Annotated in this window: 20 protein-coding genes and 1 pseudogene; 9 read left to right on the plus strand and 12 right to left on the minus strand. The window is 53.1% G+C overall.

Features of this window, described 5'->3' with window-relative positions; all coding sequences use genetic code 11:
* Positions 1-599: 599 nt before the first annotated feature.
* Positions 600-1022 carry a helix-turn-helix domain-containing protein gene (locus WNY39_RS12490; protein ID WP_342845866.1) on the minus strand — a complete coding sequence of 141 codons (423 nt, stop codon included), beginning with the start codon at positions 1020-1022 and terminating at the stop codon, positions 600-602.
* Positions 1023-1114: 92 nt separating this feature from the next.
* Between WNY39_RS12490 and WNY39_RS12495 the strand changes: the two genes are divergently transcribed.
* On the plus strand, positions 1115-1960 hold the full coding sequence (locus WNY39_RS12495; RefSeq protein ID WP_342845868.1) for an SDR family oxidoreductase: 846 nt from the start codon (positions 1115-1117) through the stop codon (positions 1958-1960).
* Between the two features lie 93 nt (positions 1961-2053).
* Here the strand turns inward: WNY39_RS12495 and WNY39_RS12500 are convergent, their stop codons facing one another.
* The 3 genes from WNY39_RS12500 to WNY39_RS12510 all read right to left on the minus strand — a co-directional run bounded on the left by WNY39_RS12500 (position 2054) and on the right by WNY39_RS12510 (position 4281).
* Positions 2054-3442, minus strand: a complete 1389-nt coding sequence (locus WNY39_RS12500) for a PepSY domain-containing protein (protein ID WP_342845870.1) — start codon at positions 3440-3442, stop codon at positions 2054-2056.
* Between the two features lie 67 nt (positions 3443-3509).
* Positions 3510-3866: a hypothetical protein gene (locus WNY39_RS12505; RefSeq protein WP_342845872.1), complete on the minus strand. Its 357-nt coding sequence runs from the start codon at positions 3864-3866 to the stop codon at positions 3510-3512.
* A gap of 112 nt (positions 3867-3978) precedes the next feature.
* A complete protein-coding gene (locus WNY39_RS12510) occupies positions 3979-4281 on the minus strand; it encodes an SH3 domain-containing protein (protein ID WP_342845874.1) in 303 nt (100 codons plus the stop codon).
* A gap of 263 nt (positions 4282-4544) precedes the next feature.
* Between WNY39_RS12510 and WNY39_RS12515 the strand changes: the two genes are divergently transcribed.
* Positions 4545-5510, plus strand: coding sequence for a response regulator (locus WNY39_RS12515; protein ID WP_342845876.1), 966 nt, complete (start codon positions 4545-4547; stop codon positions 5508-5510).
* Positions 5511-5529: 19 nt separating this feature from the next.
* Positions 5530-5850, plus strand: coding sequence for an Hpt domain-containing protein (locus WNY39_RS12520; RefSeq protein WP_342845879.1), 321 nt, complete (start codon positions 5530-5532; stop codon positions 5848-5850).
* A gap of 44 nt (positions 5851-5894) precedes the next feature.
* On the opposite strand, the gene WNY39_RS12525 is transcribed toward WNY39_RS12520, so the two are convergent.
* Positions 5895-7226: a HAMP domain-containing sensor histidine kinase gene (locus tag WNY39_RS12525; RefSeq protein WP_342845881.1), complete on the minus strand. Its 1332-nt coding sequence runs from the start codon at positions 7224-7226 to the stop codon at positions 5895-5897.
* Between the two features lie 286 nt (positions 7227-7512).
* Between WNY39_RS12525 and WNY39_RS12530 the strand changes: the two genes are divergently transcribed.
* From WNY39_RS12530 to WNY39_RS12540, 3 genes are all read left to right on the plus strand, one after another.
* Complete coding sequence (locus WNY39_RS12530; RefSeq protein WP_342845883.1) at positions 7513-8130, plus strand: acyl-homoserine-lactone synthase; 618 nt, start codon at positions 7513-7515, stop codon at positions 8128-8130.
* Between the two features lie 551 nt (positions 8131-8681).
* Positions 8682-9050 carry a hypothetical protein gene (locus tag WNY39_RS12535; RefSeq protein WP_342845885.1) on the plus strand — a complete coding sequence of 123 codons (369 nt, stop codon included), beginning with the start codon at positions 8682-8684 and terminating at the stop codon, positions 9048-9050.
* A complete protein-coding gene (locus tag WNY39_RS12540; RefSeq protein ID WP_342845887.1) occupies positions 9047-9898 on the plus strand; it encodes a CsgG/HfaB family protein in 852 nt (283 codons plus the stop codon). Before WNY39_RS12535 ends, WNY39_RS12540 begins: the two co-directional genes overlap by 4 nt.
* Before the next feature lie 480 nt (positions 9899-10378).
* On the opposite strand, the gene WNY39_RS12545 is transcribed toward WNY39_RS12540, so the two are convergent.
* Complete coding sequence (locus tag WNY39_RS12545) at positions 10379-11401, minus strand: hypothetical protein (protein WP_342845889.1); 1023 nt, start codon at positions 11399-11401, stop codon at positions 10379-10381.
* 188 nt (positions 11402-11589) lie between these two features.
* Positions 11590-12861, minus strand: coding sequence for a hypothetical protein (locus tag WNY39_RS12550; RefSeq protein ID WP_342845891.1), 1272 nt, complete (start codon positions 12859-12861; stop codon positions 11590-11592).
* Positions 12862-13388: 527 nt separating this feature from the next.
* Between WNY39_RS12550 and WNY39_RS12555 the strand changes: the two genes are divergently transcribed.
* A complete protein-coding gene (locus tag WNY39_RS12555) occupies positions 13389-13997 on the plus strand; it encodes a LuxR C-terminal-related transcriptional regulator (protein WP_342845893.1) in 609 nt (202 codons plus the stop codon).
* 263 nt (positions 13998-14260) lie between these two features.
* Here the strand turns inward: WNY39_RS12555 and WNY39_RS12560 are convergent.
* Positions 14261-14437: pseudogene (locus WNY39_RS12560) on the minus strand (IS21 family transposase); the annotation flags it as partial.
* Positions 14438-14687: 250 nt separating this feature from the next.
* The gene (locus WNY39_RS12565; protein WP_342845895.1) at positions 14688-15533 is read right to left on the minus strand and encodes a DMT family transporter; all 846 of its coding nucleotides are present in this window, start codon (positions 15531-15533) and stop codon (positions 14688-14690) included.
* Between the two features lie 157 nt (positions 15534-15690).
* On the opposite strand from WNY39_RS12565, the gene WNY39_RS12570 reads away from it, so the two are divergent.
* On the plus strand, positions 15691-18060 hold the full coding sequence (locus WNY39_RS12570; RefSeq protein ID WP_342845897.1) for a DUF1989 domain-containing protein: 2370 nt from the start codon (positions 15691-15693) through the stop codon (positions 18058-18060).
* Positions 18061-18078: 18 nt separating this feature from the next.
* Here the strand turns inward: WNY39_RS12570 and purU are convergent, their stop codons facing one another.
* Both purU and WNY39_RS12580 read right to left on the minus strand, forming a co-directional pair.
* Positions 18079-18963 (minus strand): formyltetrahydrofolate deformylase, encoded by an 885-nt coding sequence (gene purU / locus WNY39_RS12575; protein ID WP_342845898.1) that lies wholly within the window; start codon positions 18961-18963, stop codon positions 18079-18081.
* A 108-nt stretch (positions 18964-19071) separates the two neighbouring features.
* The gene (locus tag WNY39_RS12580; protein ID WP_342845900.1) at positions 19072-20406 is read right to left on the minus strand and encodes an NAD(P)/FAD-dependent oxidoreductase; all 1335 of its coding nucleotides are present in this window, start codon (positions 20404-20406) and stop codon (positions 19072-19074) included.
* Between the two features lie 164 nt (positions 20407-20570).
* Between WNY39_RS12580 and WNY39_RS12585 the strand changes: the two genes are divergently transcribed.
* Complete coding sequence (locus tag WNY39_RS12585) at positions 20571-20975, plus strand: hypothetical protein (RefSeq protein WP_342845902.1); 405 nt, start codon at positions 20571-20573, stop codon at positions 20973-20975.
* On the opposite strand, the gene eutB is transcribed toward WNY39_RS12585, so the two are convergent.
* Entirely contained in the window at positions 20972-21424 is a 453-nt protein-coding gene (gene eutB / locus WNY39_RS12590) for an ethanolamine ammonia-lyase subunit EutB (protein ID WP_342845904.1), read from the minus strand. The genes WNY39_RS12585 and eutB overlap by 4 nt on opposite strands.
* Positions 21425-21438: the final 14 nt, after the last annotated feature.

Raw genomic sequence — 21438 nt, forward strand, 5'->3', positions numbered from 1 at the left:
AATTCCCTTGTTCATATCCGTCTCTCCTTGGTTCCAAAATTACCAAGCAAAGCGTCTACAAATCTAGGGGCACCTCAAGGTTTTGTGAGGAGTTTGTTACTCTTCGGGAACTTACGGAAGATGCAGGCACCAGCACAAAATCTATGTCTATGAAGTTGGCCAAAGCAGGCATTGAGCCGATCATGGAGCGGAGTATCATAACAGCAAAAGTCTTCCGACGAAAAGACCTTTAGGCTAAACCAATATCGGAAAACTCAAGCCGCCCTTCGGGGCGGTCTTTTTTTATGCTCATTTTGGCAAGACTTCCCCCGATTTCCGGCGCAAAACTATACCCGTTCGCTTGGCAAAAGTGGCTGTGCATTTGAGCCATGGTGATTCCGAAGCGTCTTTAAGTCATTGATTTAATATGTACATTTTTAAGTGCGTAAATCGGCGTGGCATAACTATGCCCGCGTCTACAGGACGGGCATAGTTTTTCCAAAACTACCGTTCCGGCCTGCACGCCCAATAAACCGTGCGTCGAATTAAGAAAGTTTTGGCCGAATGAGATACTGCGGCCAAAATTTTTATTTTTTTCCGAACCAGAGTATCAAAATAATCTAAACTTTAAGCAGCGCTTCTGACTGTTCGCGTTCGCCCCATACTTGGGCGATCTTTGGCATGCTGACTTCGATCCAATCGGCCAGAACGCCAACTTTTTCCGCCGCCTCTTGGCCTAAAGGGGTCAGGCTGTATTCTACGTGCGGCGGTACAACATCATAAGAGACCCGGTTTAGAAAACCGTCGTTTTCGAGGTTCTGTAGTGTCTGTGCCAGCATACGTTCGCTCACGCCGCCGACCTTGCGGCGTAGCGCGCTAAACCGCAGCGTTTCGATGCGAAGCGCCATCAACACAAGCACACCCCATTTACTGGTCACATGTTTCAGCACCTCACGCGAGGGGCAGGCCTGCGCCATTAGATCGCCGCGGCGCAGGTAATCAGACAGGGGAATTCCGGGCGCTTTGGTCGGGGTATATGACATTTTCTCAAGCTTACCTTTTTGTGCGTACTAACTATTCGTTAGTATGTCGCATAAGTCTGATGCCGTAACAACAGAATTAAAGGAAACGCATCATGACCATCGCAATCACCGGCGCAACGGGCCAGCTTGGCCGTCTCGTTATTCAGGACCTTATTCCAGCAGTCGGCGCAGGCAAGATCGTCGCGCTGGCGCGGTCGCCGGAAAAAGCTGCCGATTTGGGCGTCGCTGTCCGGGCCGCCGATTATGATCAGCCTAAAACCCTCGGCGCGGCTCTGACCGACATCGACACGGTTCTGCTGATTTCGGGCAGCGAGATTGGCAAGCGGACGCCGCAACACGCCGCTGTCATTAAGGCTGCGCAGGACAATGGTGTTAAACATATCGTCTATACCAGCATTCTGAATGCCGACACATCGACGCTTGGCTTGGCGCATGAACATCGCGAGACCGAGGCGCTGATAAAAGAGTCCGGGATTGCCTATACGATCCTGCGCAATGGTTGGTATACTGAGAACTACACCGGATCGTTGCCCGGTGCGTTGCAAGCCGGGGCCGTGATGGGCTCTGCCGGTGAAGGGCGGATTTCAGCAGCGACCCGGGCCGATTATGCGGCCGCGGCAGCGGCGGTTCTGTCCGGGGCCGGTTTTGAGAACAAGACCTTGGAACTGGCCGGTGACACGGCGTTCACCCTAAGCGATCTGGCCGCTGAAGTTAGCCGCCAGACGGGGAAAACCATCCCTTATTCCAACATGCCACCAGCCGAATTTGCCAAGGTTCTGGCCTCGTTTGGTTTGCCTGAGGGATTTGCGACAATGCTTGCCGAGGGTGAAGTCGAGATCAGTAAGGGTGTCCTTTTCCACGAGGGATCGGAGCTGTCCAATCTGATCGGGCGGCCAACGACACCATTGGCAGACAGCGTTGCAGCCGCGCTGAAGTAAGCGACAGGGCGCAGGTTTTCGGGGCATAGGGCCCGAAAATGAATTCGCATCAACATGTGCAGCGCCTTAATCAAGGCGCTGCACATTCGTTTTCTAGGTCAAGCTGTGGCGCAGTTTTGGCAGGCGCGACAGGATCAAAACGTCAAAGGCCAGCACAGTGATCAGCGCCAGACCCGCCATTGGAAAGGCCATCGAGACGAACAAACCCACCAGCACGGCACCCTGCCACAAAGGCAGCTCTTTTGGCATTGGCGGTGCAGACAGACGGCCCGCATTCGCAGGGCGACGTTTCCACCACAGCACGGCGGAACTGGCGCATAGGAACAAGACCGCAAGGCAAACGACGGTGTTTGCAAGCACGCTCCACAAGCCCATGGTGCCCATGTGCAGGGCGATGCCCACGGCCATTGCCTTGCCGGCAAGCGAATAATCCGCATAGCGGACATCGGCCAGAATTTTACCGGTGTATTGGTCTATGTGAACGGTCCGGTCCGACATCGGGTCGGTGCTGTCGGTGTTCATGGAATCGCGGCTTAGCGTCCAGACACCTGTCGGCGATTGCGGCACGTTCAACTGATAGCGCGTGTCGAACCCGATCTCGCGGGCCAATAGATCGACTGTATCGATTGTGACAGGCCCATCTTGCACACCGTCAATACCGGCATCACTACCAGACGCGGGCATTGGCGTTTGCTCAAGCGCCCAAGGGACCTCGCGACGGTCATGGTTCATGCTGGCGTGAATGTCATCTGACAGCGGGACCGCGTCCCATTTTTCCGCTGGAAATTGGCTCCAGGCCTGAACCATCTTGCCGCCCCATATCCCGGCCCAAGACAAGCCGGAGATCAGGAAGAACACGAGAAAGATAGACAGCCAGATGCCCACAACGCCGTGCAGGGATTTCCACATAGAACGTCCGCGACCAAAGCTGGGGATGAATGCCTTGCGCCATCCAGCCTCGCGGGGCCACCACATATAAAGCCCGGTCGCGATCAGGACCAAGGCGAGCGAGGCGGCGGTTTCAAGCAGTCTATCACCGGTGACGCCAAGCATCAGATCGCTGTGGATGTTGTCGACGAAATCATACCAACCGCTGCGGCGCGGGAACGTTTCGATCACTTGGGCTGAATAGGGATCAACGGCAACCATGGTCGCGTCGCCATCGTGATCCACGCGAAACAGCGCTGCAACATTGGCTGCGCGGGGTGCCACGTATTGTTTCAATACGCCGCCCGGAATAGCCGCGAGCGCGGCGTTGGCCTGATCGGAAACGGGCAATATGATCTCTTGCGGGATGACGGGGGTGCGTTCGCCATCGCGCCCATCAATCCACGCGATCCAAAGCATCGATGCGCCCGTGATAGCGAGAATTGCGAGAAAGGGCAGAACAAAAAGGCCAGCATAAAAATGCCACCGCCATGCTGCGAAATAGAGTTTGTTGGTGCGCCCCTCTGGCTGCACAGGGATATCGGTTGATGTCATGTATTGGCTCCAAGCCTGGAAAACCCGCATCTTTGGCGGGTGGAAATTGAACTCTGAGTGAAAGAGGTCAGGCTTGGGGTGGGGCGCGGGTCAGGCGTGTCGGATCAAGGGGGTGCCGGTGATGCAAACGCTTGGCGACAAAAGTGAGCACCCGCGTTTTTTCAGTGACGACCAAAGCCGCACCAACACAGGGGCGCGGTTCTAACGCGGCCCCCAGCAGGCGGCACACCTCGCATTTTTTCGCTTGGGTGCCGTTCTTACCGCTCGCCGGGCTGCACAGATCCTCAAGCGATCCGCCCGCCGCGACATAGGCAGCTAGATCGGGGGACATCGCACGGGCCATTCCAGTATGCGCCAAGCCGGAAAACACCATCGCGAAAACAAGCGCGAAGGTGGTCAACAGGTTGCGAAATGGCGGCGTCATTTTGAACATCGCCCCCGCTATAATCAGCGCAGATAAAATAGGCGAGGGTTTAGATCGCCGCAGGGGGCTGACGTCGGAGTTCTTCGAGATGTCATCGTGATATCTGGCTTGGTCAGTATTCGCGCAGATAGGCCCAAGATACATAGCCCACCATCCCGCGCGCCTCGTTCAGCGCGACCTTGCACCAACGGGTGCTGCCGGTTTGCTGGCAGCTTTTGACTCGCAAAACTGTGCCGTTGGGAAGACCAAGAACGGTGCGGTATCCTGTGCCGGGGCCCTTGCGCATTTTCAGCATATCACCGTCTTCGACGCCGAAGACCTCGTAGCGTCCAAGGTTTTGTGCGGTAGCGGGGGCACCCATGAACGCGGCCCCGATGGCAATTGCCGCGAGCGCCTTTAAGCTGGATTTTTGCATCGCGTTCTCCTGATCGTGTTTTGGTTATTCTTCACAGTCCTACAGCCCCGGAAAAGAAGCGGCCATAGCAGGGTTGGAAATATCTGCATCAGATGGATCAGCTGGGAGACCGCGACGGTATAATTATAATTGGAAAAAAATTTGAATTGGGCGGCAGTTGGTCGCCGGCGCAATATTTCTGCCGCATTCCACCTATAGCCCCAAACGTGATATAGATCGTACAAGACGCCGCCATCGGTCGGCGTCATGTTAAAGGATGCGAAATGAAAATACTTGCTGTTGACGACGATGAGGTCATCCGCGGACTTCTATCCGAGATTTTGAAGGTTATCGGGTTTCAGGATGTCACATTCGCCGCGTCAGGAAAGGAAGCCCTGAATATTTTGCAGGCCGCAAAAGACCCTTTCGAGTGTTTTCTGCTAGATATCGAGATGCCTGGTATGACCGGGATCACCTTGGTTTCGCACATCCGGAAAATGCCTGAATACGCGCGCACACCGATACTGATGGTCACGTCACTGGCCGAACGCGTATATGTCGATAATGCGTTCGCCGCAGGTGCCACCGATTATGTGAACAAACCAATTGACGCGGCCGAGATGCATGCACGCTTGCAGCTGGTTTCCGAACTGGTTGCCGAACGGAAGAAAGCCAAGGGCGCTAGCGCGGATGGCACTGAAGTTGCGCATGCGCCGGCGGATACAAGCGAGCGTCTGCATATCGATAATGTTGACGGGGTCATCGATTACCTGTCGCTTGAGAATTATTTGCTTCAACTGTCGCGGCTTTCACTTTTCGGAAATTGTGCGTTCGGCGTTGCGATTAAGGATTCAAAACACCTGTTTCACGGGCTGAACAGTTATGAATTCCACTCGGCCATCACCGATGTGGCCGAAGCCTTGTCCGAATGTTTGAAGCCCCACCGTTTTTTCCTAGCGCATATCGGGGGGGGTGATTTTGCCGGCATCACGGACGCGGGCCGCCGGTTCGATGCGAGTGAATTTGAAATCACGGTTGTGCAAAAGCTGCGAGAGATGGACCTTTATTATTCCAACGGCCGCCCCATGGTCGTCCATATTGCTGTAAGCGACCCGATCCAGTTGGATTGGCGGTCGTCGCGCAGTTCGGTCAACGCCCTGCTTGAGGCAGTGGGCGATGCAGAGCAAAAAACGCTTTCACCATCAGATGCTCTGATCGAGATTAATCCGCCCGTTAAGCCCGGGCACTAGCAACAATTATAGGTGCCCAATGAATGGCGATTTTCTTGCTGGCATGGAAAAAGTGCGCGGAAGGTTTTTGACCGAATTATCAGGGCGGAAACAATCTCTGGACGACGCGTTTTCCAGACTGATTGCCGAAGACGCAGATGATAGCGCGATTGATGACATCTCGTGGATTGCACACAAGGTGTCAGGCTCCGCCGCGACCCTTGGCTTTAAGGAGTTGGGCGGGCAGGCGGCGCGCACCGAGCGGATGATCCTTCAGTCGACAAAAGATCACGCCATTCACGATAGCACTTTAAAGGCAGAGGTGGCCGAGCTTATCAGATTGATGGACGACCCTAGCTGACAGCACGCCGCCGGTTGGCATCTTTTCTTGAAAGCAAAGAAAACTTAGCCGGCTGATTTCAACGTCACCTTGAAGGTCGTGCCCATACCCAACTCGCTATCGTATTCGATGCTGCCACCGTGGCCTTCGACGATGCGTTTTGAAATCGACAGCCCCAACCCAGTCCCTTGAAATTTGCGTTGGTCGCTTGAATCAATTTGCCCGAACTCTTCAAAGATTTGCGTTTCACTGCCTTCGGGGATGCCGATGCCTTGATCTGCCACCGACAGAACAAGGTTTTCATCTTCGCTGGTCAGCGCCACGCGCACGATCCCGCCTGTTTCGGAAAACTTTGCCGCATTGGAAAGCAGGTTGGTAACAACCTGCCCCAGACGTTTTTTGTCACCCAGAACAAAGAATTTTTCCGCCGGAATATCAACGTCTACCTCGACGTTAAGTGTTTTAGCATAGGGTTGAAAGTTATGGATGTTGGCCGTCACAAGGCTGCCCAGGTCCACCATTTCCAAGTTTAGCGTGAACTTGCCCGCGTCCGAGGATTGCAACAAAAGCAAGTCACCAACGAGGTCAATAAGGCGGCTGCTGTTGCTGCGGGCAATGCCCAACAGACGGGTCATCTTGGGCGGAACCTCCCCCGCAGACCCCACGTCAATAAGGTCAAGCGCCCCTTTGATCGAGGTTAACGGCGTGCGCAGTTCATGGCTTACCGTTGCTAGAAACCGTGTTTTTGCTTCGCTTGCAGCCAAGGCGTTCTTGTGTTCGATCTGAAGGGCCAGACGGCTTTTGAGCAGAACCGAGTAGCCCAAGATAAAGGTGCGGGCGAGCTCAAGAACAAACCCCAGCACAAACAACACGGTAAAGAGGTTAAGCCAGATCTCGGATTTGAGCGGTGGCCGGACGATCCAAACGTCGCGAATGGCGATATACAGGATCGCAATCACATAAATCGCAAGCCGCGAGGCCAGAACGGGAATGAACTGGTGGTTGTTCATCGTCGCAAAGATTGATGCAGAGATGAGCAGGAATAAAGGGAGAAAATGCCCGCTGTCGGTGCCTTGCTGAACTGCGATGGATACGCAGAACAGCGAAATGGTTACAGCGCTTAGGATTGTACCCGCGTAAATATGGTAGAACATCCTTCGCGGCTTCATCGTCCGCGCCTCGCCGGTGGCTAGGACACGGCGCATCAAAAGGGTGTCGTAGGTTTCGCACACAGCAATCGCGATCAGGAAAAACAACGCCACCTTCGGGTCGTAATAAAAGCCCGCAAGCGCAAGCGCCGACAGATAGATGATGGCTCTTTGCCAAAACAGCTTTTGCCCAACAATCGCGTAATCACGCAGTCTTTTTATTATCGATCGGTGTTCTGTCTTATTCATGCCCGGCACGGAAATAAGATCTTTAGAGTTTACCATACTTTGGGCGTCCTGTGGCCCTGGCGGGCATTGGTGAAAAAAAAATCGCACGACCATACTACTTTGGGTGGAAATTTTGTTGCGAATATGGCAAAACCATGGCTGTATACGATTTATTAACTTTTTTCGGTCTCGTAACCAAGGCGTTAGGCAGTAAAATATGGGGTTCCATAAGGTAAAGACGATTGATGAGGCTGAATCTGTAAAGATTAAGGTCTCATCCGGGCAAAGGTCAAATGCACATCAAGCGATGCCAACGCCGTCGTCTATAGGCATCAGGATTGAAGAAACCGTTGTATCGGCCAATAATCAGCATCGCTATGGACAGCTGTATGCCGATAACCTTCGCGCGCGCAAAGCGGTGTTCATCGATCAGAAATCTTGGGATTTGCCACAAACCGAGGGGATGGAGTTCGACCAGTACGACACCCCGCAAAGCCGTTCCGTGGTGATTCACGAATACGGCCGTGTCTTGGCGGGTGTTCGGCTGCTGCCGACGACAGCGCGCTGCGGATGCTATTCATATATGCTTCGCGATGCGCAGCTTGGGCTACTTCCCAACATCCCCGAACATGTTCTTTACGAGCGCGCACCGGTAATGCCCCACGTCTGGGAGGCAACGCGGCTTTTCCTGACCAAAGACGAACCCGCCGAGCGTCGGCTGTTCATTCAGACCAAACTGATCAAGGCAATGGCCCGCGCGGCAACAGAGCAAGGTGCAACCCATGTGATCGGTATCGTGCCTGCCGTTTTCCAACGGTGGATGAACCGCTTGGGCCTTAACGCGCTACCCATGGGCCCAAAGCTGAGCATCAGCGGTGACCACACGCAGGCCGCTGTAATGCATGTGGCCAACCAAGCGCACTAGTTTTGGTGGGCTAGATAGCGGGGTGCGCCTTATCGGTGTCCGGTGGATGAATAGTGCAAAATGTTCAGGACATTGAAGCCTAATAAAAATGCTTCAAAGCCATAGTTGCTGCATCGAAAAGCAACCTAGCCAAAACCCCACACCGGTCACCATGCGCAGAGTTGCTGTAAAATAAGCGCTACGATGAAATCGCCCGGTATTCTGTGGGCGTAAAACCTTTAGCTTTTACAATCCGCGATGCCGTCATTTAACTTCGGCTAGAGAACCCCGCCGCATTTAGAAAAAAAAATGGCCTAAATGTGTGCCATTAGAGGCATAAAATTGGGGCTGTTTCGGTAGACCTCACCAGAAAATCTTACCTCACGCATCGCGCGCCGATCCCCCAATCGACGTAGTGAACTATTAATATTCAATTTTCTTGCTAATGTGATCTGACCTGTGCATATTTCAACTTTAAGCGTAAATTTTTAGTCCACTCCATTGTTCTCGTTGAATTATGGCATTTTTCGGACATCACTTTATTGGGCTGGGGTCATATGTTAAGATATCTAATGTGTTTCACATTGTTTGCCGGCACCGCGTCAGCGAATGGGCTGTCCGAGTCGGGGTCATGGCAATTCAGGACACCGTCTGAGCGCCAAATTCTGCTGAGCGGCGAGCAAACGCGTCTGAATTTCAAAATATTTGAACGTTCTCAGACCGCAACGGGGGCTTCCGCAGGAGGTCAAACCGGGAACTTGCTGTCGATTACGATCAACGGGAATGGCGATAACACCATCGACACCGGACAAGACAACAACGGCAACCAAACCATTCAAGAAGCGAGTGGGTCTGCCAGCGCTACAATCACGGATGACACTTCGGCCGCAGTGGATGACGCGGCCAGCCGCCTCACCAGCATTGGGAGCGCGGACAATTGAGCCCCATTAAATACACGGTCGGAATCTTGGTCTCAGCTTTGGTTTCCGGATGCGAAGGCCTGCCGCCACAACTTGTTCAACCCCAAGCCCCTTATAATGGCGCAATACCAGTTACGATTGACACACCCGCTGATCAAGCGCTTGAATGTCTTGCACGGTCTTCTGCGGTAAAGCGGAGCCGTACAGTTTTTGCCGTTCATACAATCAGCGATTTGACCCAGAAATTTTCGGTAGACGAGGACGGCCCCTACGTCCCACGCGACTCGGCTGGTATGCTGGTGACGGCGCTAACCAAAGCCGGAGTGAAACAGGTTAACCGGGTCAATACAGTCGTTACCGAGTTTGAAATAGCCCGGGCACGTGAACAGATACTTGGCGACAGCCAAGACGCGGTTATTGAGGGAGAACGGATTCCTTATCGTCCGCTCGAGCGAGGCGCGTTGCTTGGATCCGATTTGGTGATAGACGGTGCGGTAACACAGCTTGATTTCAACACATATTCCGGGGGCACCGAAGCCGCTTTGTTCGGCATCGGCGGCGGCAGCCGTAAGTTCGCCCTGACAGTTGGTGCGGACATTCGGGTCACTGACACCAGATCAACTGAGTTGGTCATGGCCGAGGCATATTCCAAGCAAGCTGTGGGTGTCGAAGTTTATGGTTCGATTTTCCGGTTCTTCGATAGTGAGCTTTTTGATGTAAAAATTGGATCGAAGAGCCAAGAGGGGCTTCATTCGGGCATTCGATGGATGCTTGCCGAGGCAGCATATAATATTGTGTCAACCACCCTGAAGCATGATGGAAGCTGTGATCGCTTGCTGCCCAAAAACTTTGTAGAGGTTGCGGGATGAGGCTCACGCAGTGTTTCGCGCTTTCAAGCGGGTTGCTGGCGGGCTTTTCCGGCATCGCCACAGCACAAGAGACTGGGGTCGCAGTTGCCGAAAACGACGTCTACGACCCCAAAATTTTCCTCGAATCGATGGTGAGTTACCGGTCTTTGGCACTGACATGCGAGGATGTCATTCCTGGCTCTCCGATGTCGGATTCCGGTGAGGTTTTGACCTTCTTTAGCGCCTTGGGGATGGCAGAGCCGCTGGCAATTGACCAAAGAATGCGGCGCATCACCACTAGATTGGTGAGAGCGCAGGGCGCGTCTATCTGTACTGAAAAACTGCAAGACCGTGCGGTAAGGTATGGAGAGCTCGCGGTGGAGTATTCGACAAGAAGGCCAAAGGCCTGGCCCGAAGCACCCCGGATATTGTCGGGGCCTTGGTGTCGGTCGGAATCCTGTTCTGAATTGGCATATTAATTCTACATCAATCGATCTCAGGTTATCTGATGATTGATGTAGAGTTACCAATTTGCGAATGCGTTCCGTTGTTGCTTTGAACGCGTTGCGGTTGGTTGGCTGTCTGAGTGGCGCTTATCTTTGTATTTTTAATCATAACATGATCCGAAGAAGTCGGTTCATTTACTTCCAGCAGGTTTACGATGCTTGTGCTTGAGTAGCTGTGGTTGGTGACGCGGTCGGTTATTTCCGCCAAAGAATGACCATCGCCCGAATTTTCAACGATTTGGGTCCCGTCCGAAACCTGCGAAAGCCCGTCAACTCTGGTCGCGCTGACAAAGTTGGCAATGTTCAAACCAGTTTGCGTTAGGCGAATTGGTACGTTTCCTTGGGGATAGGTCACGATATTTCTGACGGTCTGGGTGCCACTAAACACCCTCGTCACATTCTTGACCTCATCAGCGACGAGAACGTTGCCGATGTTGGCCCCTGATTGAACGATATCAAAAGCGTTCCCCAAAGGATCGGTAACCGCCACTCTGTTTTCAATCAGCTGCGACGTATCGCGAGGAAAGTACTGCCCGCCAGACCCGATCGAGATCTCGGCTGTTGCAACGTTTGCTGTGTTCCTACCGATTTGGTTCACACTGCCAAGTGCGGCCCCTGCGCTGCGCAGATTATTGAACACCTCTTGGGCTGCTCCTGGGCCAAAAGATTGCGTGACGTTGTCAATGCGATTGGCAGTCACGATGTTCGACAGGTTTTCGCCGGTCTGAACCGCAACGAGGGGGGTATCAAAATTATGGTTCTCTGCGGTATTGGTTGCGATCTGGTTACCCTGCATGGATTGACGAATGCTATCCACGTTGGTCCCAGTCGCCATAAGAATGTTTGCTGCGTTCAAAATAGATTGGCTGAGTTCTTGGGTTGTCAACGAGACTGGAGCCAGCTCGGAAACATCATCTCGCCCGAAAGCCTGATTTGGAATAGCGTCTGCCGGGCTCCCGTTCAGTATAGATGACCGCCGGTTGTTGAGGTAATTCAACGAGGTTTGGTCACCGACCATGCTTTGGTTCGTAATAAGTTTTGGGTCGAACTCTGTCTGTGCATTAGCGGATGTGGAAATACTGAAAAAGGCCAAGACGGATAAGCATTTGCGTATGGAGCGTACCATATTCTTGTCACCTGACTGGCCGAATTAATTTAGTTCGGAGCGGCAAGAATCTTGCCGCCCCGTGTGCAAAATTGCTTCGTTTACAGCCCGCTGACCGAGTTGATGACGTTCGTTGCAGCTTGAGTTACTGAACTTAGATCATCAGCACCGATCAAACCGTTCTGCGCCATTTGGAAGCCAGTGAAGTTCTGAGACACTTCCGTCATGCCCGACAGATCAGGCAAAGAACCTGCCGAAAGAATGTTACCGACGTTGGTAGCGCTTTGATCAAAGTTGGTGATGTCTGCGTTGATACCCGAGCCAATACCCTGTGCGTTGTTCATCGCTAGCTGATCAACATGTCTCGCAGATTGGGAAATGGTCCAGCCGACGTCGGAGACTGTCGCCAAGTTGATTGCGTTCAAAGCTGACTGATCAATGTAGTCGTTATTGAGAACATTGGCCGGTCCGGTTACGCCTCCGGTGCTGAACTCCACAAAGTTGCTCGCAAGTTGACCACTTCCATAGCCCTTGTAAACTTGATAAATGGCAGCCTCTGGACCTGAACCACCATTTGAGCTGCTTCCGCCGACATCCAAACTGTTCGCGATGTTAACCGCACTTTGCATCAAATTTGCAATCGAAGCCCCGACTTCGGTATCAAATGCACTGTTGGTGGCAGACTGGGTGCTGTCCTCAACCATTTGGAAAGAAACGCCTTTCAGATCATCCTCAACCTCGGCGAGGTTCATGACGTTGACAGCGTCCTGCGCAATATCTTCTACGCCCAAATCGACGTCAAACTTGTTGCTCGCTTTTTGAGAGCTGTCATCGATCATCTGCAGAAGGTCTGCGCCCCCAGCATTTTCAAGCATGTCGTCCATCGCTGCCATGTTCATCACGTTGGTCGCGTCTTGATCGATGCCAATGCTCGTGCCATTGCGAATATCGATGTCGTTGACTGCTTTTTGACTTGCATCATCGATTTTCTGGGACAGTTGGTTAAGGTCGTAGCTTGTACCCAACTCAGCGGTCAGGTCGATGCTGTTCAGGACGTTGGTTCCCGACTGGCTGACGTCGGTCAGCAGAGCGTTGTTGCCAAAAGTACCCTCAGTTTCAAAGTCATTTTTGGAAATCTGTTTCATTCGATCTTCAGCAAGTTGCTCCACGTCGTCGAGCGATCCAAAGTCGATTGAGATAATGTTTGCCGCGTTGATGCCAGATTGCGAAACATCGGTAGCATCGTCGCTGATATCAATTGTGCTTAGTGCTATTTGTAGAGCTTTCACCGTTTGCGAAATATCGGTCTGCTCTGCCACAGCAGGCATTGCGAGAATCGTGGCAATCGCTGTCGTTGTAAGGAACTTAGTCATAATGGCCTCCAGTTGCATTGGACCCCGTTGCGGGACAATTTATTCGGACAAATTCCAGGCGTGCCTGAAAAGTATCATTCCGCTAGGAAAGCTTCTGAACCACTAAGTTGAAAATAAATATATATGCCTTGGTACCGGTGGAATCGGTAATAATGGCGTAAAGGGATTTGTGATTAGATTCGGATTTAAAAGCTTCATTTGGAATACAAGTGAGCATGGAGCAGCGACAAAAATTCATAAAGTCAGGAAAAACCCTACAGGATTGATGACGCATCATTTTAAAAAAATATATTATTATCAGATCTTTATGTGGCGTTGAGCTTGTTGGGTAAGTCGTAAAGCCGTTAGGGCTTGTAGATTTCGTTAACCTTGCTCATAATGAGGCACATTGTTGACACATTTCATAAGGTGCGGCAAACGCCCCATGTTAATCGGTTACTTCTTATATTTTGGAAGAGTAGTACACACATTTGATAGGAACGCCCTACAGGCATTGAACATCTCGATAATTTAAGAGGTAGCGAAATATGTCTAATTTTTATAACGAATTTCCAAAAATCACATTCCAGAAATTTCGACTGGGTGTATTTTTATTTACTGAAAACCAATTTATTAGAACACGCGTAAGACAAGCTGTTTCCATTTTGGATACCAGAGTAAACACAACGCCCTGCAATAAGCGACTTTCCCCACAACCCAGGGGGGAAAAGAAACTATATGTTGTGGATCCCAGTATTATTAGGGAAAAAGAACATGATATTGAAAAGCTTTTGAATAGCGATAAGTTCTCTGTACTTTTCTATGGAGGACCCGCGGGAGATTTGATTGACGCGCAATCTGTCCGATACGTTGCCCCCAACGAGGTCAACGCCAAAGAACTTGCAACCATCATCGCTGATGTAGCGGGCATAAAAAACCTTAATCGCGCGCCAAAACTGAGCCAGCGAGAAAGAGAAATCTTACAATATTACGGTCGGGGGTACACCCTTAAGGCAATTGGATACGAGCTTGGCATTAGTCCGAAATCTGCTGAAACCTACAAAGCTCGCGCCTGTCGTAAACTTGGTTTGACCGGGCGGGCGGCCGTACTCAATTTCATTGACCCGAGCCTGCAGAAGACAAGTGTGATTCACTAGAATATCGTATTTGTCTTTGTTTCACAGATCGGTTGCATGGCGAGCTTTCGCCAGACGGACTTAGCTTCCCGCCTCTGTGACAGGTATGCTAAGATGGCCCTGGCGGTTCAGGACAGCGATGCGGATTTGAACGTCCGCGACCTGCCGCTCATAGTGGCCTCGCCATGCAGTCCTAGGCTATCAGATTCACGCAAGCATTCGCCGCCTCGACCCGGCTCTGGCGGCGGTCTGCGCAGCTCCGTCAGCAACCAGCCTGAAAGTTACTCCGCAAACGGATCCAACTTACTTGGCCGCGTCGGCGTCTTGAAGCTGGGCTCAACGATATCAGCCCGCAGATGCTTCCTGATGGTGTTGCGAGACAGTCCTGTCCGCCGTGAAATCTCGCGAATGGGCATCTTGTCCCTCAGTGCCCATCGACGAATTACGCTCAAAAATCCCATGTCTATCACTCCAATAACCCCCGACAAATCCCGTCAGGGGCAAGGTTGCACATGGGGCAGTTCTCAGTGACAATTCTGACCGCTACCGGGTCAGTTTTAAGTGACATTCAACACCCTCACCCTCTTATGTAACCTAAACACATGCCTTTGCGTTGGCCGTTCTGGCGAATTGAACAGGCGGGCCCAAAGCTGTTCTCCGGCATCGGCGTGCATTGCAGGTGAAATTTTGGTTTTGCGGTCCCATAATGGATCACAACGCCAAATAGCCGATGCCGATGAAAACGATGAAGCAACCGCCCCACTGTTTAAGGTTGATCCGTTCTTTCAAGAAAAACGAGGCCAGCCAGATTGTTGGCAGCCCGTAGATCGCCGTTGCCACGGCGGCATATTCTGGGTGTGGGTAATTTGCTGCCGACATGATCGACAAGATCGCGATACCGTCAAGAAGCCCCATAATAGCCAAGATGCCCCAAGTACCAGACTTTGGCCAAAGCGTCAGACGCAGTGCCAGAATGCCCGCTAGGATAACGCCTATCGCGACGATCCGCATCGCGATGGCCGAGACCAATCCATTTGTCATGTCTGTTGCGATTTGACCAAACGCAAAGGTACTGGAAAATGCCACTGCCGCGACTAAGGCGCTGACCACAGTCCAGAGTTTTGGTGCGTCTTGGGTCTTGGTTTTGTCGGATAGCGTCGCGATCAACGTGATGCCTGTCAGGATTGTCAGGATTGCAGCCCATTGTTCAACGGAAACCGTAGCGCCGCCAAACATAGCAATCCAGACTGAGACGATGGAAAAACACGCTACCAAAGGCGCCGCAAGCCAGACGGGGCCGCGTTGAAATGCAACATAAAGCCCGCAATTGGCAATCGCAAAGGACACGCCTGCGGAAAACATTGGCAAGATGCCTGCGCTCGGGATGCTGGCATAGCTGCCCGTAGCTAGCAAAATCCCCGTTTGAAATAACAGGCCAAACACCATCACGGCAAAAAGGCAGGCGCTGACGGGCGCGTTCTGGCTGATAAAGCGGATGCAGAAATCGTGGACGCCCCAGCATGCTGCCGCCACAAGTCCGAAAGCGAGAGAAATCACAAAGTCACCTATTCTGGGAAAAAGAAGCCGCGTGGTCGTTCAAAACAAGCTGCGTGATTTTCCTGTGCTGAGACGCCAAATTCGTTTGCATGAGTTGCAGTCATGTATATTCTTCATGTTAAATAATTTTTCCACTCGTGCAACAAGTGAGGCGTAGATGCGGGACGAATATTTAACGGTACGCTCGGGCCCGCCAAAGCCAAGCGCCATATATGAACCGCGAGTTTTTTCCCTGCCAGCGGGGACGGAACGCTATGTGGTCGAAGGCGGCGGCGCAGTATTACTGGCGCTTTCAGTTGGGGACCGGTTCACCGTCATCAACAATGAGGGCGGGCAGCGGTGTGAAATCCTCGCCTGCGAGGCCAGCGGCAGGGTCGATGCGGGGGTGATCGGGGCGAAGGGGCAGGGGCCTGCGGTTGGCCTGCAGGCGCTCTTGATCAGCTCTGACACATCCTTGCGCGGTCTGCGCATGGGGTTGGACGCCCGCAATATCGACGTTGCTGCGTCAGGCGCCGTGCATTTCTTTGAGACAACGACTCCCGCCAAAACCGAACAGAATTTCACCGTCCAGCGGGACGGTTGCGCCATAATTGCCGCCCCCGGTGGTGCCATGGACATTGAGGCACAGGACACAGTCACGCCGCTGACCGTGATAATCAAACGGGCTGTCATCAAACAAAACGTTCGCTTCGAACTGCCCACGCCGTTGGCCGATCCGCTGCAAGACATCCGCGTCCATTCCCAAACCGCCGAAGCCTATTTCGTGAAAGCGGGGGATTACATCCAAATTCTGGATGTGGACGGGCGGCAATGCACGGATTTCGAATGTTTCAGCGCGCGAAAACTGGACAAGGGTATTGAGCACGCACTGGATGTGACGACCACGCGAACCCTTATGGGCCATGCCTATCCGATGCCCGGATTGCATGCGAAATACTACGATCAGGAAATGGTGCCGCTGGTCGAGGTCGTGCAGGACACCTGCGGTCGCCACGACGCCTTTGCCCTGGCGTGTTCGGCGAAGTATTACGATGACATCGGCTATCCAGGGCACATCAATTGCTCGGATAATTTCAACGGGGCGTTGGCTGAATTTGGCGTTTCGGGTCGCCCCGGCTGGATGGCGATCAATTTCTTTTTCAACACGGGGATCGACGATCACGGGGTGATGTATTCTGACGAGCCATGGTCGCGGCCGGGTGATTACGTTCTGCTGCGTGCGCTCACTGATATTGTCTGCGTTTCCAGCGCATGTCCTGATGACACGTCACCCGCCAATGGCTGGAACCCCACTGACATCCACGTGCGGACCTATTCCGGCAAAGAGACCTTCCAACGCGCCATTGCCGTGCGCGCGACCCCAGATGCGGAGCCTAAGATGACCAAGCAAACCGGATTCCACGACAGCTTTGCCAAGCACACCCGCAATTTTGTGGAGTATAACGGCTACTGGCTGCCCAACTGCTTTGCTGACGCGGGGCCAATCGCAGAATATCACGCCTGTCGCCAAGACGCGGTGATTGTGGACCTCTCCCCTTTGCGCAAGTTCGAGATCAACGGCCCTGACGCTGAAGCGCTTTGCCAATATGTCTTTACCCGCAATATGAAGACGCTGCCCGTGGGCGGGGTCGTCTATACGGCAATGTGTTATGAGCACGGGGGCATGATTGATGACGGCACGGTGTTTCGCCTTGGGCGCGACAATTTCCGCTGGATCGGCGGCAGCGATTATGGCGGTGAATGGATCCGCGAACAGGCGGAAAAGCTGGGGCTAAAGGTGCTGGTGCGCTCGTCAACGGATCAGTTGCATAACGTCGCCGTTCAAGGACCGAAGTCACGCGATTTGTTGCGCGATTTGATTTGGACTGCGCCCCACAACCCCGAATTCGATCAGCTTGCATGGTTCCGATTCACCCCTGCGCGCCTTCGCGATGAGGCAGGCACGCCGTTTGTCATTTCGCGGACAGGCTACACGGGTGAGTTGGGCTATGAAGTCATGTGCCACCCCAAACATTGCGCCGAAGTCTTCGATGCCATCTGGGAGGCAGGGCAAGGTTATGGCCTGCGCCCAATGGGTCTTGAGGCCTTGGACATGGTGCGTACTGAGGCTGGCTTGATCTTCGCGGATTATGATTTCTCGGATCAGACCGATCCGTTCGAAGCGGGCATCGGATTTACTGTGCCGTTAAAGTCAAAGCCCGATGATTTCATCGGCCGTGACGCGTTGATCCGGCGCAAAGATCACCCGATGCGCAAACTGGTCGGTCTCGATATCGGCAGTGAAGTTGACGTTGCCCATGGTGATTGCGTCCACATTGGTCGTGCGCAGATTGGTGAGGTGACGTCCTCGATCCGATCACCGTTGCTGGGCAAAAACATCGCAATGGCTAGGGTTGATGTGGCCCATGCGGATGCGGGGACCAAGGTTGAGATTGGAAAACTCGACGGGCACCAAAAACGTCTGCCCGCTGTGATCCGCCCTGACTTGGCAGCCTTTGACCCCAAAAAAGAACGCCCGCGAAGCTGATCGCGGGCGCTGGTTGGGTTATCCCATCCGCTCGGAAGCGAAGGACCCGGGTGAGGCGGGGAACACCACAGTCTTGTTCCCGTTCAAAAACACGCGGCGGTGGATATGCGCGTGGATCGCACGGGATAGTGCCTGACTTTCCACATCACGCCCCAAGGACACGTAGTCTTCTGGCGACTGCGCATGAGTGACGCGTACGATGTCTTGTTCTATGATTGGCCCCTCATCCAGATCAGCCGTTACATAATGGGACGTCGCCCCGATCAGCTTCACGCCACGTTGGAACGCCTGCTTGTATGGGTTGGCCCCCTTAAAGCTAGGCAGGAACGAGTGGTGAATGTTGATGATCTTGCCCGACATTTTTTGGCACATCTGATCGGACAGGATTTGCATGTAGCGTGCCAGAACAATCAATTCCGCGCCGGAGTCTTCGACTACCGACATGATCTTGGCCTCGGCGTCTGGCTTGTTCTCTTTTGTCACTTTGATGCAATGGAAGGGGATGTCGTTGTTCACGACGACCTTTTGGTAATCCATGTGGTTTGAGATCACGGCCACGATATCAATCGGCAACGCGCCAATACGCCAGCGATACAATAGATCGTTCAGGCAATGACCAAACCGCGACACCATGATCACGACCTTCATTTTGACGGTTTCGTCGTGGAATTCGTAGGCCATGCCAAAGTCTTTTGCTGATTTGGTAAAGCCGTCAGTCAACGCGGCGAGGTCCGTGCTATCGTCGCAATCAAAACTGACGCGCATGAAGAAGTTGCCGGTTTCCTTATCATCGAACTGCGCGCTGTCGGTGATATTGCAGTTGTTGTCAGCAAGGTAGTTCGCGATGGCCGCAACGATGCCGCGCTTGGATTGGCATGTTACGGTGAGGGCGTATTTGCTCATGGAAATGGTCCTGTTCGAGTGGTGATGAAATGGTAAGTGATGTGTTCAAGGCCATAGACCGCCCCGGATTGGGGGGCGGTTTGGCTGACAGAATGTTGGAAACTTGGCTTAGTTTTGCAGGTAGACCTCGAGGCTGTCATCAAGCGCGTCTTTCCACGGCGTATGGTGCTTGGGCGCCATCGTACCGGTGATGACGGATTTGTAGCCGTTATCGCGGAACGTCATGATATTCTTCTTCTTATGGCCCTTCCACTCCTTGAAGGCCTTGCACGCGCCTTCCACGTCAAAGGAGGGGTAGTCTGTTTCTGAAATCAGTTCCTTGATGTAATCGCCCTGATACCAGATGGCGTCATAGTCATCCTCGCCCGCATCTTCGCGCGCGATCCGGTCGATGACATCAGCCTTCATTGTCGCATCGTCGGGCAAGGCGATCCGCCCCATGATCACGTCACGTACGAACCACGCTTGCGCGTCGAACATATTGAAGGTGAACCACTGGTCCTGCATCCCGACATAGAACAGATCGGGTTCGTCCACATAAGCCACGCCTTTATAGAGGTCCGCAGTCGCCAGGCGGTTCGCCGTTTTGAGTTTCAGATCGTCAGGTAGGAACGGGAAGTGGTGTCTGTAGCCTGTGCACAGGATCACCGCGTCGACGTCTTTGGATGTGCCGTCTTTGAAATAGGCGGTGTTGCCGTCCACATGGGTTAGCAAAGGGACCTCGGCCCAGTTCGCGGGCCAGTCATATCCCATCGCGGCGGTGCGGTGGCTGACAGTGATGGATTTCGCGCCGTACTTCCAGCACTGCGAACCGATGTCTTCGGCGGAATAGGACGTGCCGACGATCAGAATGTCCTTATCTTTGAATTCCATCGCATCGCGGAAATCATGGGCGTGCAGCACGCGGCCTTTGAATTTATCAAAGCCATCGAAATGCGGAACGTTCGGGGTGCTGAAGTGGCCCGTGCAAACGATCACATGATCGAACTCTTCGGAATAGGTGTGATCATCGGGGAGGTGGCAGACGGTAACTTGAAACTTGTCCCCATCCTTTTTCACCCAACGCACGGCCGTCTCAAAACGGATCAGGTCGCGCACACTGGCCTTTTGAACGCGGCCTTGGATGTAGTCGAACAGAACAGCGCGGGGCGGGTAGGACGCGATTTGTTTGCCGAAATGTTCTTCAAACGAATAATCGGCAAATTCTAATCCTTCTTTCGGACCGTTAGACCAAAGATAGCGATACATGGAGCCATGCACAGGTTCACCGTATTCATCCACCCCCGTCCGCCAAGTATAATTCCACAATCCACCCCAGTCCGACTGCTTTTCAAAGCAGACGATTTCCGGAATCTCTGCGCCCTTAGCTTGAGCGGATTGGAAGGCACGAAGTTGTGCAAGGCCAGATGGTCCGGCACCGAGGATGGCAATACGTTTGGTCATCATAGATTCCTTTTTCGACGGTTACCAAATTGGACCGAGGATACTACTGTAAGTCAATAAATATTCTTGCCAGTGAATATTATTTCAGCACTATCAGGACATCTAAGCGCTTTGATCCCCTTTTGGGCTGCGGTAGTGATGACGCATTGAGCAAAGGACAAATGATGGAAAAGCCGAGTTTTAGCTATTGGTCGATCGCCGCACTGGGGCTGGTGTGGAGTCTGATGGGCTGCGTTAGCTACATCACACAGAACAACGCCGACTTTGTCACTCAATTGGCTGAGCCTCAACGCTCGTTCATCACGCAGCGGCCATTCTGGGCATCAGCGGCTTTTGCTGTTGCGGTCTACGGCGGGGCGGTTGGTTGCATCTTGTTGTTGTTGCGTCGGGTCGCGGCCGTTCAGGCGTTGGGGCTTTCTCTGATGGGGGCTTTGTTGACGCTGTTTTATATGGTTTTGACGCTAGGTCTGTCCGTCGGAGTCCTGCAGAGCGCGGGAGTTTCGGTTCTGGTCGGTTGCGTCCTGCTTTGGATTTCAATGGCGGCGCGGGTCCGCGGCTGGCTGCGTTAACCTAGCGTTAAAGCGTTTGTCGCTCGGCTTTTGTTCAGTGCCACTCCGCTGAACCCAAGGGCGCGCATGATCTTACTGACAGCGGCGACCATTTCGGGTGTCACGCACCATGCGATTGCGCGCAGTCGGGTACACGTGGTTGCAGGATCAAGCAGCGAGTTGCGAAAAGCCCCCACAGTCAAGGAGGATACGGGCGCAAAGGCGGCCGGATCGTGTTGCGTCATAATCAGCGCGGTCACATCGTCGCCATCGACCTGCATGACATCATCCAGAAACGCCTTGAGTGGCACATCCGCAAGGCAATGCTGCGCCGCTAAACGTTCAACAGGGCCGTTGGCGGACAGGCCTGCCAATTGATCCCCTGTGCGCACAGGCTTTGCGTGAGCCAAAAGCTGTTTCAGCGTGGCCCATGTGAAGCGTTGCCCGCGAATATCAATTCGATAGGTCATAAGCAAAGACGAGT

It is taken from the genome of Sulfitobacter sp. AS59, assembly GCF_038899995.1.
In the GTDB taxonomy this organism is placed as follows: Bacteria; Pseudomonadota; Alphaproteobacteria; order Rhodobacterales; family Rhodobacteraceae; genus Sulfitobacter.

Coding starts and splice junctions, on each gene's coding strand:
- WNY39_RS12490 (WP_342845866.1), bottom strand. CDS start 1,022: ATGTCATATACCCCGACCAAAGCGCCCGGAATTCCCCTGTCTGATTAC.
- WNY39_RS12495 (WP_342845868.1), top strand. CDS start 1,115: ATGACCATCGCAATCACCGGCGCAACGGGCCAGCTTGGCCGTCTCGTT.
- WNY39_RS12500 (WP_342845870.1), bottom strand. CDS start 3,442: ATGACATCAACCGATATCCCTGTGCAGCCAGAGGGGCGCACCAACAAA.
- WNY39_RS12505 (WP_342845872.1), bottom strand. CDS start 3,866: ATGACGCCGCCATTTCGCAACCTGTTGACCACCTTCGCGCTTGTTTTC.
- WNY39_RS12510 (WP_342845874.1), bottom strand. CDS start 4,281: ATGCAAAAATCCAGCTTAAAGGCGCTCGCGGCAATTGCCATCGGGGCC.
- WNY39_RS12515 (WP_342845876.1), top strand. CDS start 4,545: ATGAAAATACTTGCTGTTGACGACGATGAGGTCATCCGCGGACTTCTA.
- WNY39_RS12520 (WP_342845879.1), top strand. CDS start 5,530: ATGAATGGCGATTTTCTTGCTGGCATGGAAAAAGTGCGCGGAAGGTTT.
- WNY39_RS12525 (WP_342845881.1), bottom strand. CDS start 7,226: ATGAATAAGACAGAACACCGATCGATAATAAAAAGACTGCGTGATTAC.
- WNY39_RS12530 (WP_342845883.1), top strand. CDS start 7,513: ATGCCAACGCCGTCGTCTATAGGCATCAGGATTGAAGAAACCGTTGTA.
- WNY39_RS12535 (WP_342845885.1), top strand. CDS start 8,682: ATGTGTTTCACATTGTTTGCCGGCACCGCGTCAGCGAATGGGCTGTCC.
- WNY39_RS12545 (WP_342845889.1), bottom strand. CDS start 11,401: ATGGTCGGTGACCAAACCTCGTTGAATTACCTCAACAACCGGCGGTCA.
- WNY39_RS12550 (WP_342845891.1), bottom strand. CDS start 12,861: ATGACTAAGTTCCTTACAACGACAGCGATTGCCACGATTCTCGCAATG.
- WNY39_RS12555 (WP_342845893.1), top strand. CDS start 13,389: ATGTCTAATTTTTATAACGAATTTCCAAAAATCACATTCCAGAAATTT.
- WNY39_RS12570 (WP_342845897.1), top strand. CDS start 15,691: ATGCGGGACGAATATTTAACGGTACGCTCGGGCCCGCCAAAGCCAAGC.
- purU (WP_342845898.1), bottom strand. CDS start 18,963: ATGAGCAAATACGCCCTCACCGTAACATGCCAATCCAAGCGCGGCATC.
- WNY39_RS12580 (WP_342845900.1), bottom strand. CDS start 20,406: ATGACCAAACGTATTGCCATCCTCGGTGCCGGACCATCTGGCCTTGCA.
- WNY39_RS12585 (WP_342845902.1), top strand. CDS start 20,571: ATGGAAAAGCCGAGTTTTAGCTATTGGTCGATCGCCGCACTGGGGCTG.
- eutB (WP_342845904.1), bottom strand. CDS start 21,424: ATGACCTATCGAATTGATATTCGCGGGCAACGCTTCACATGGGCCACG.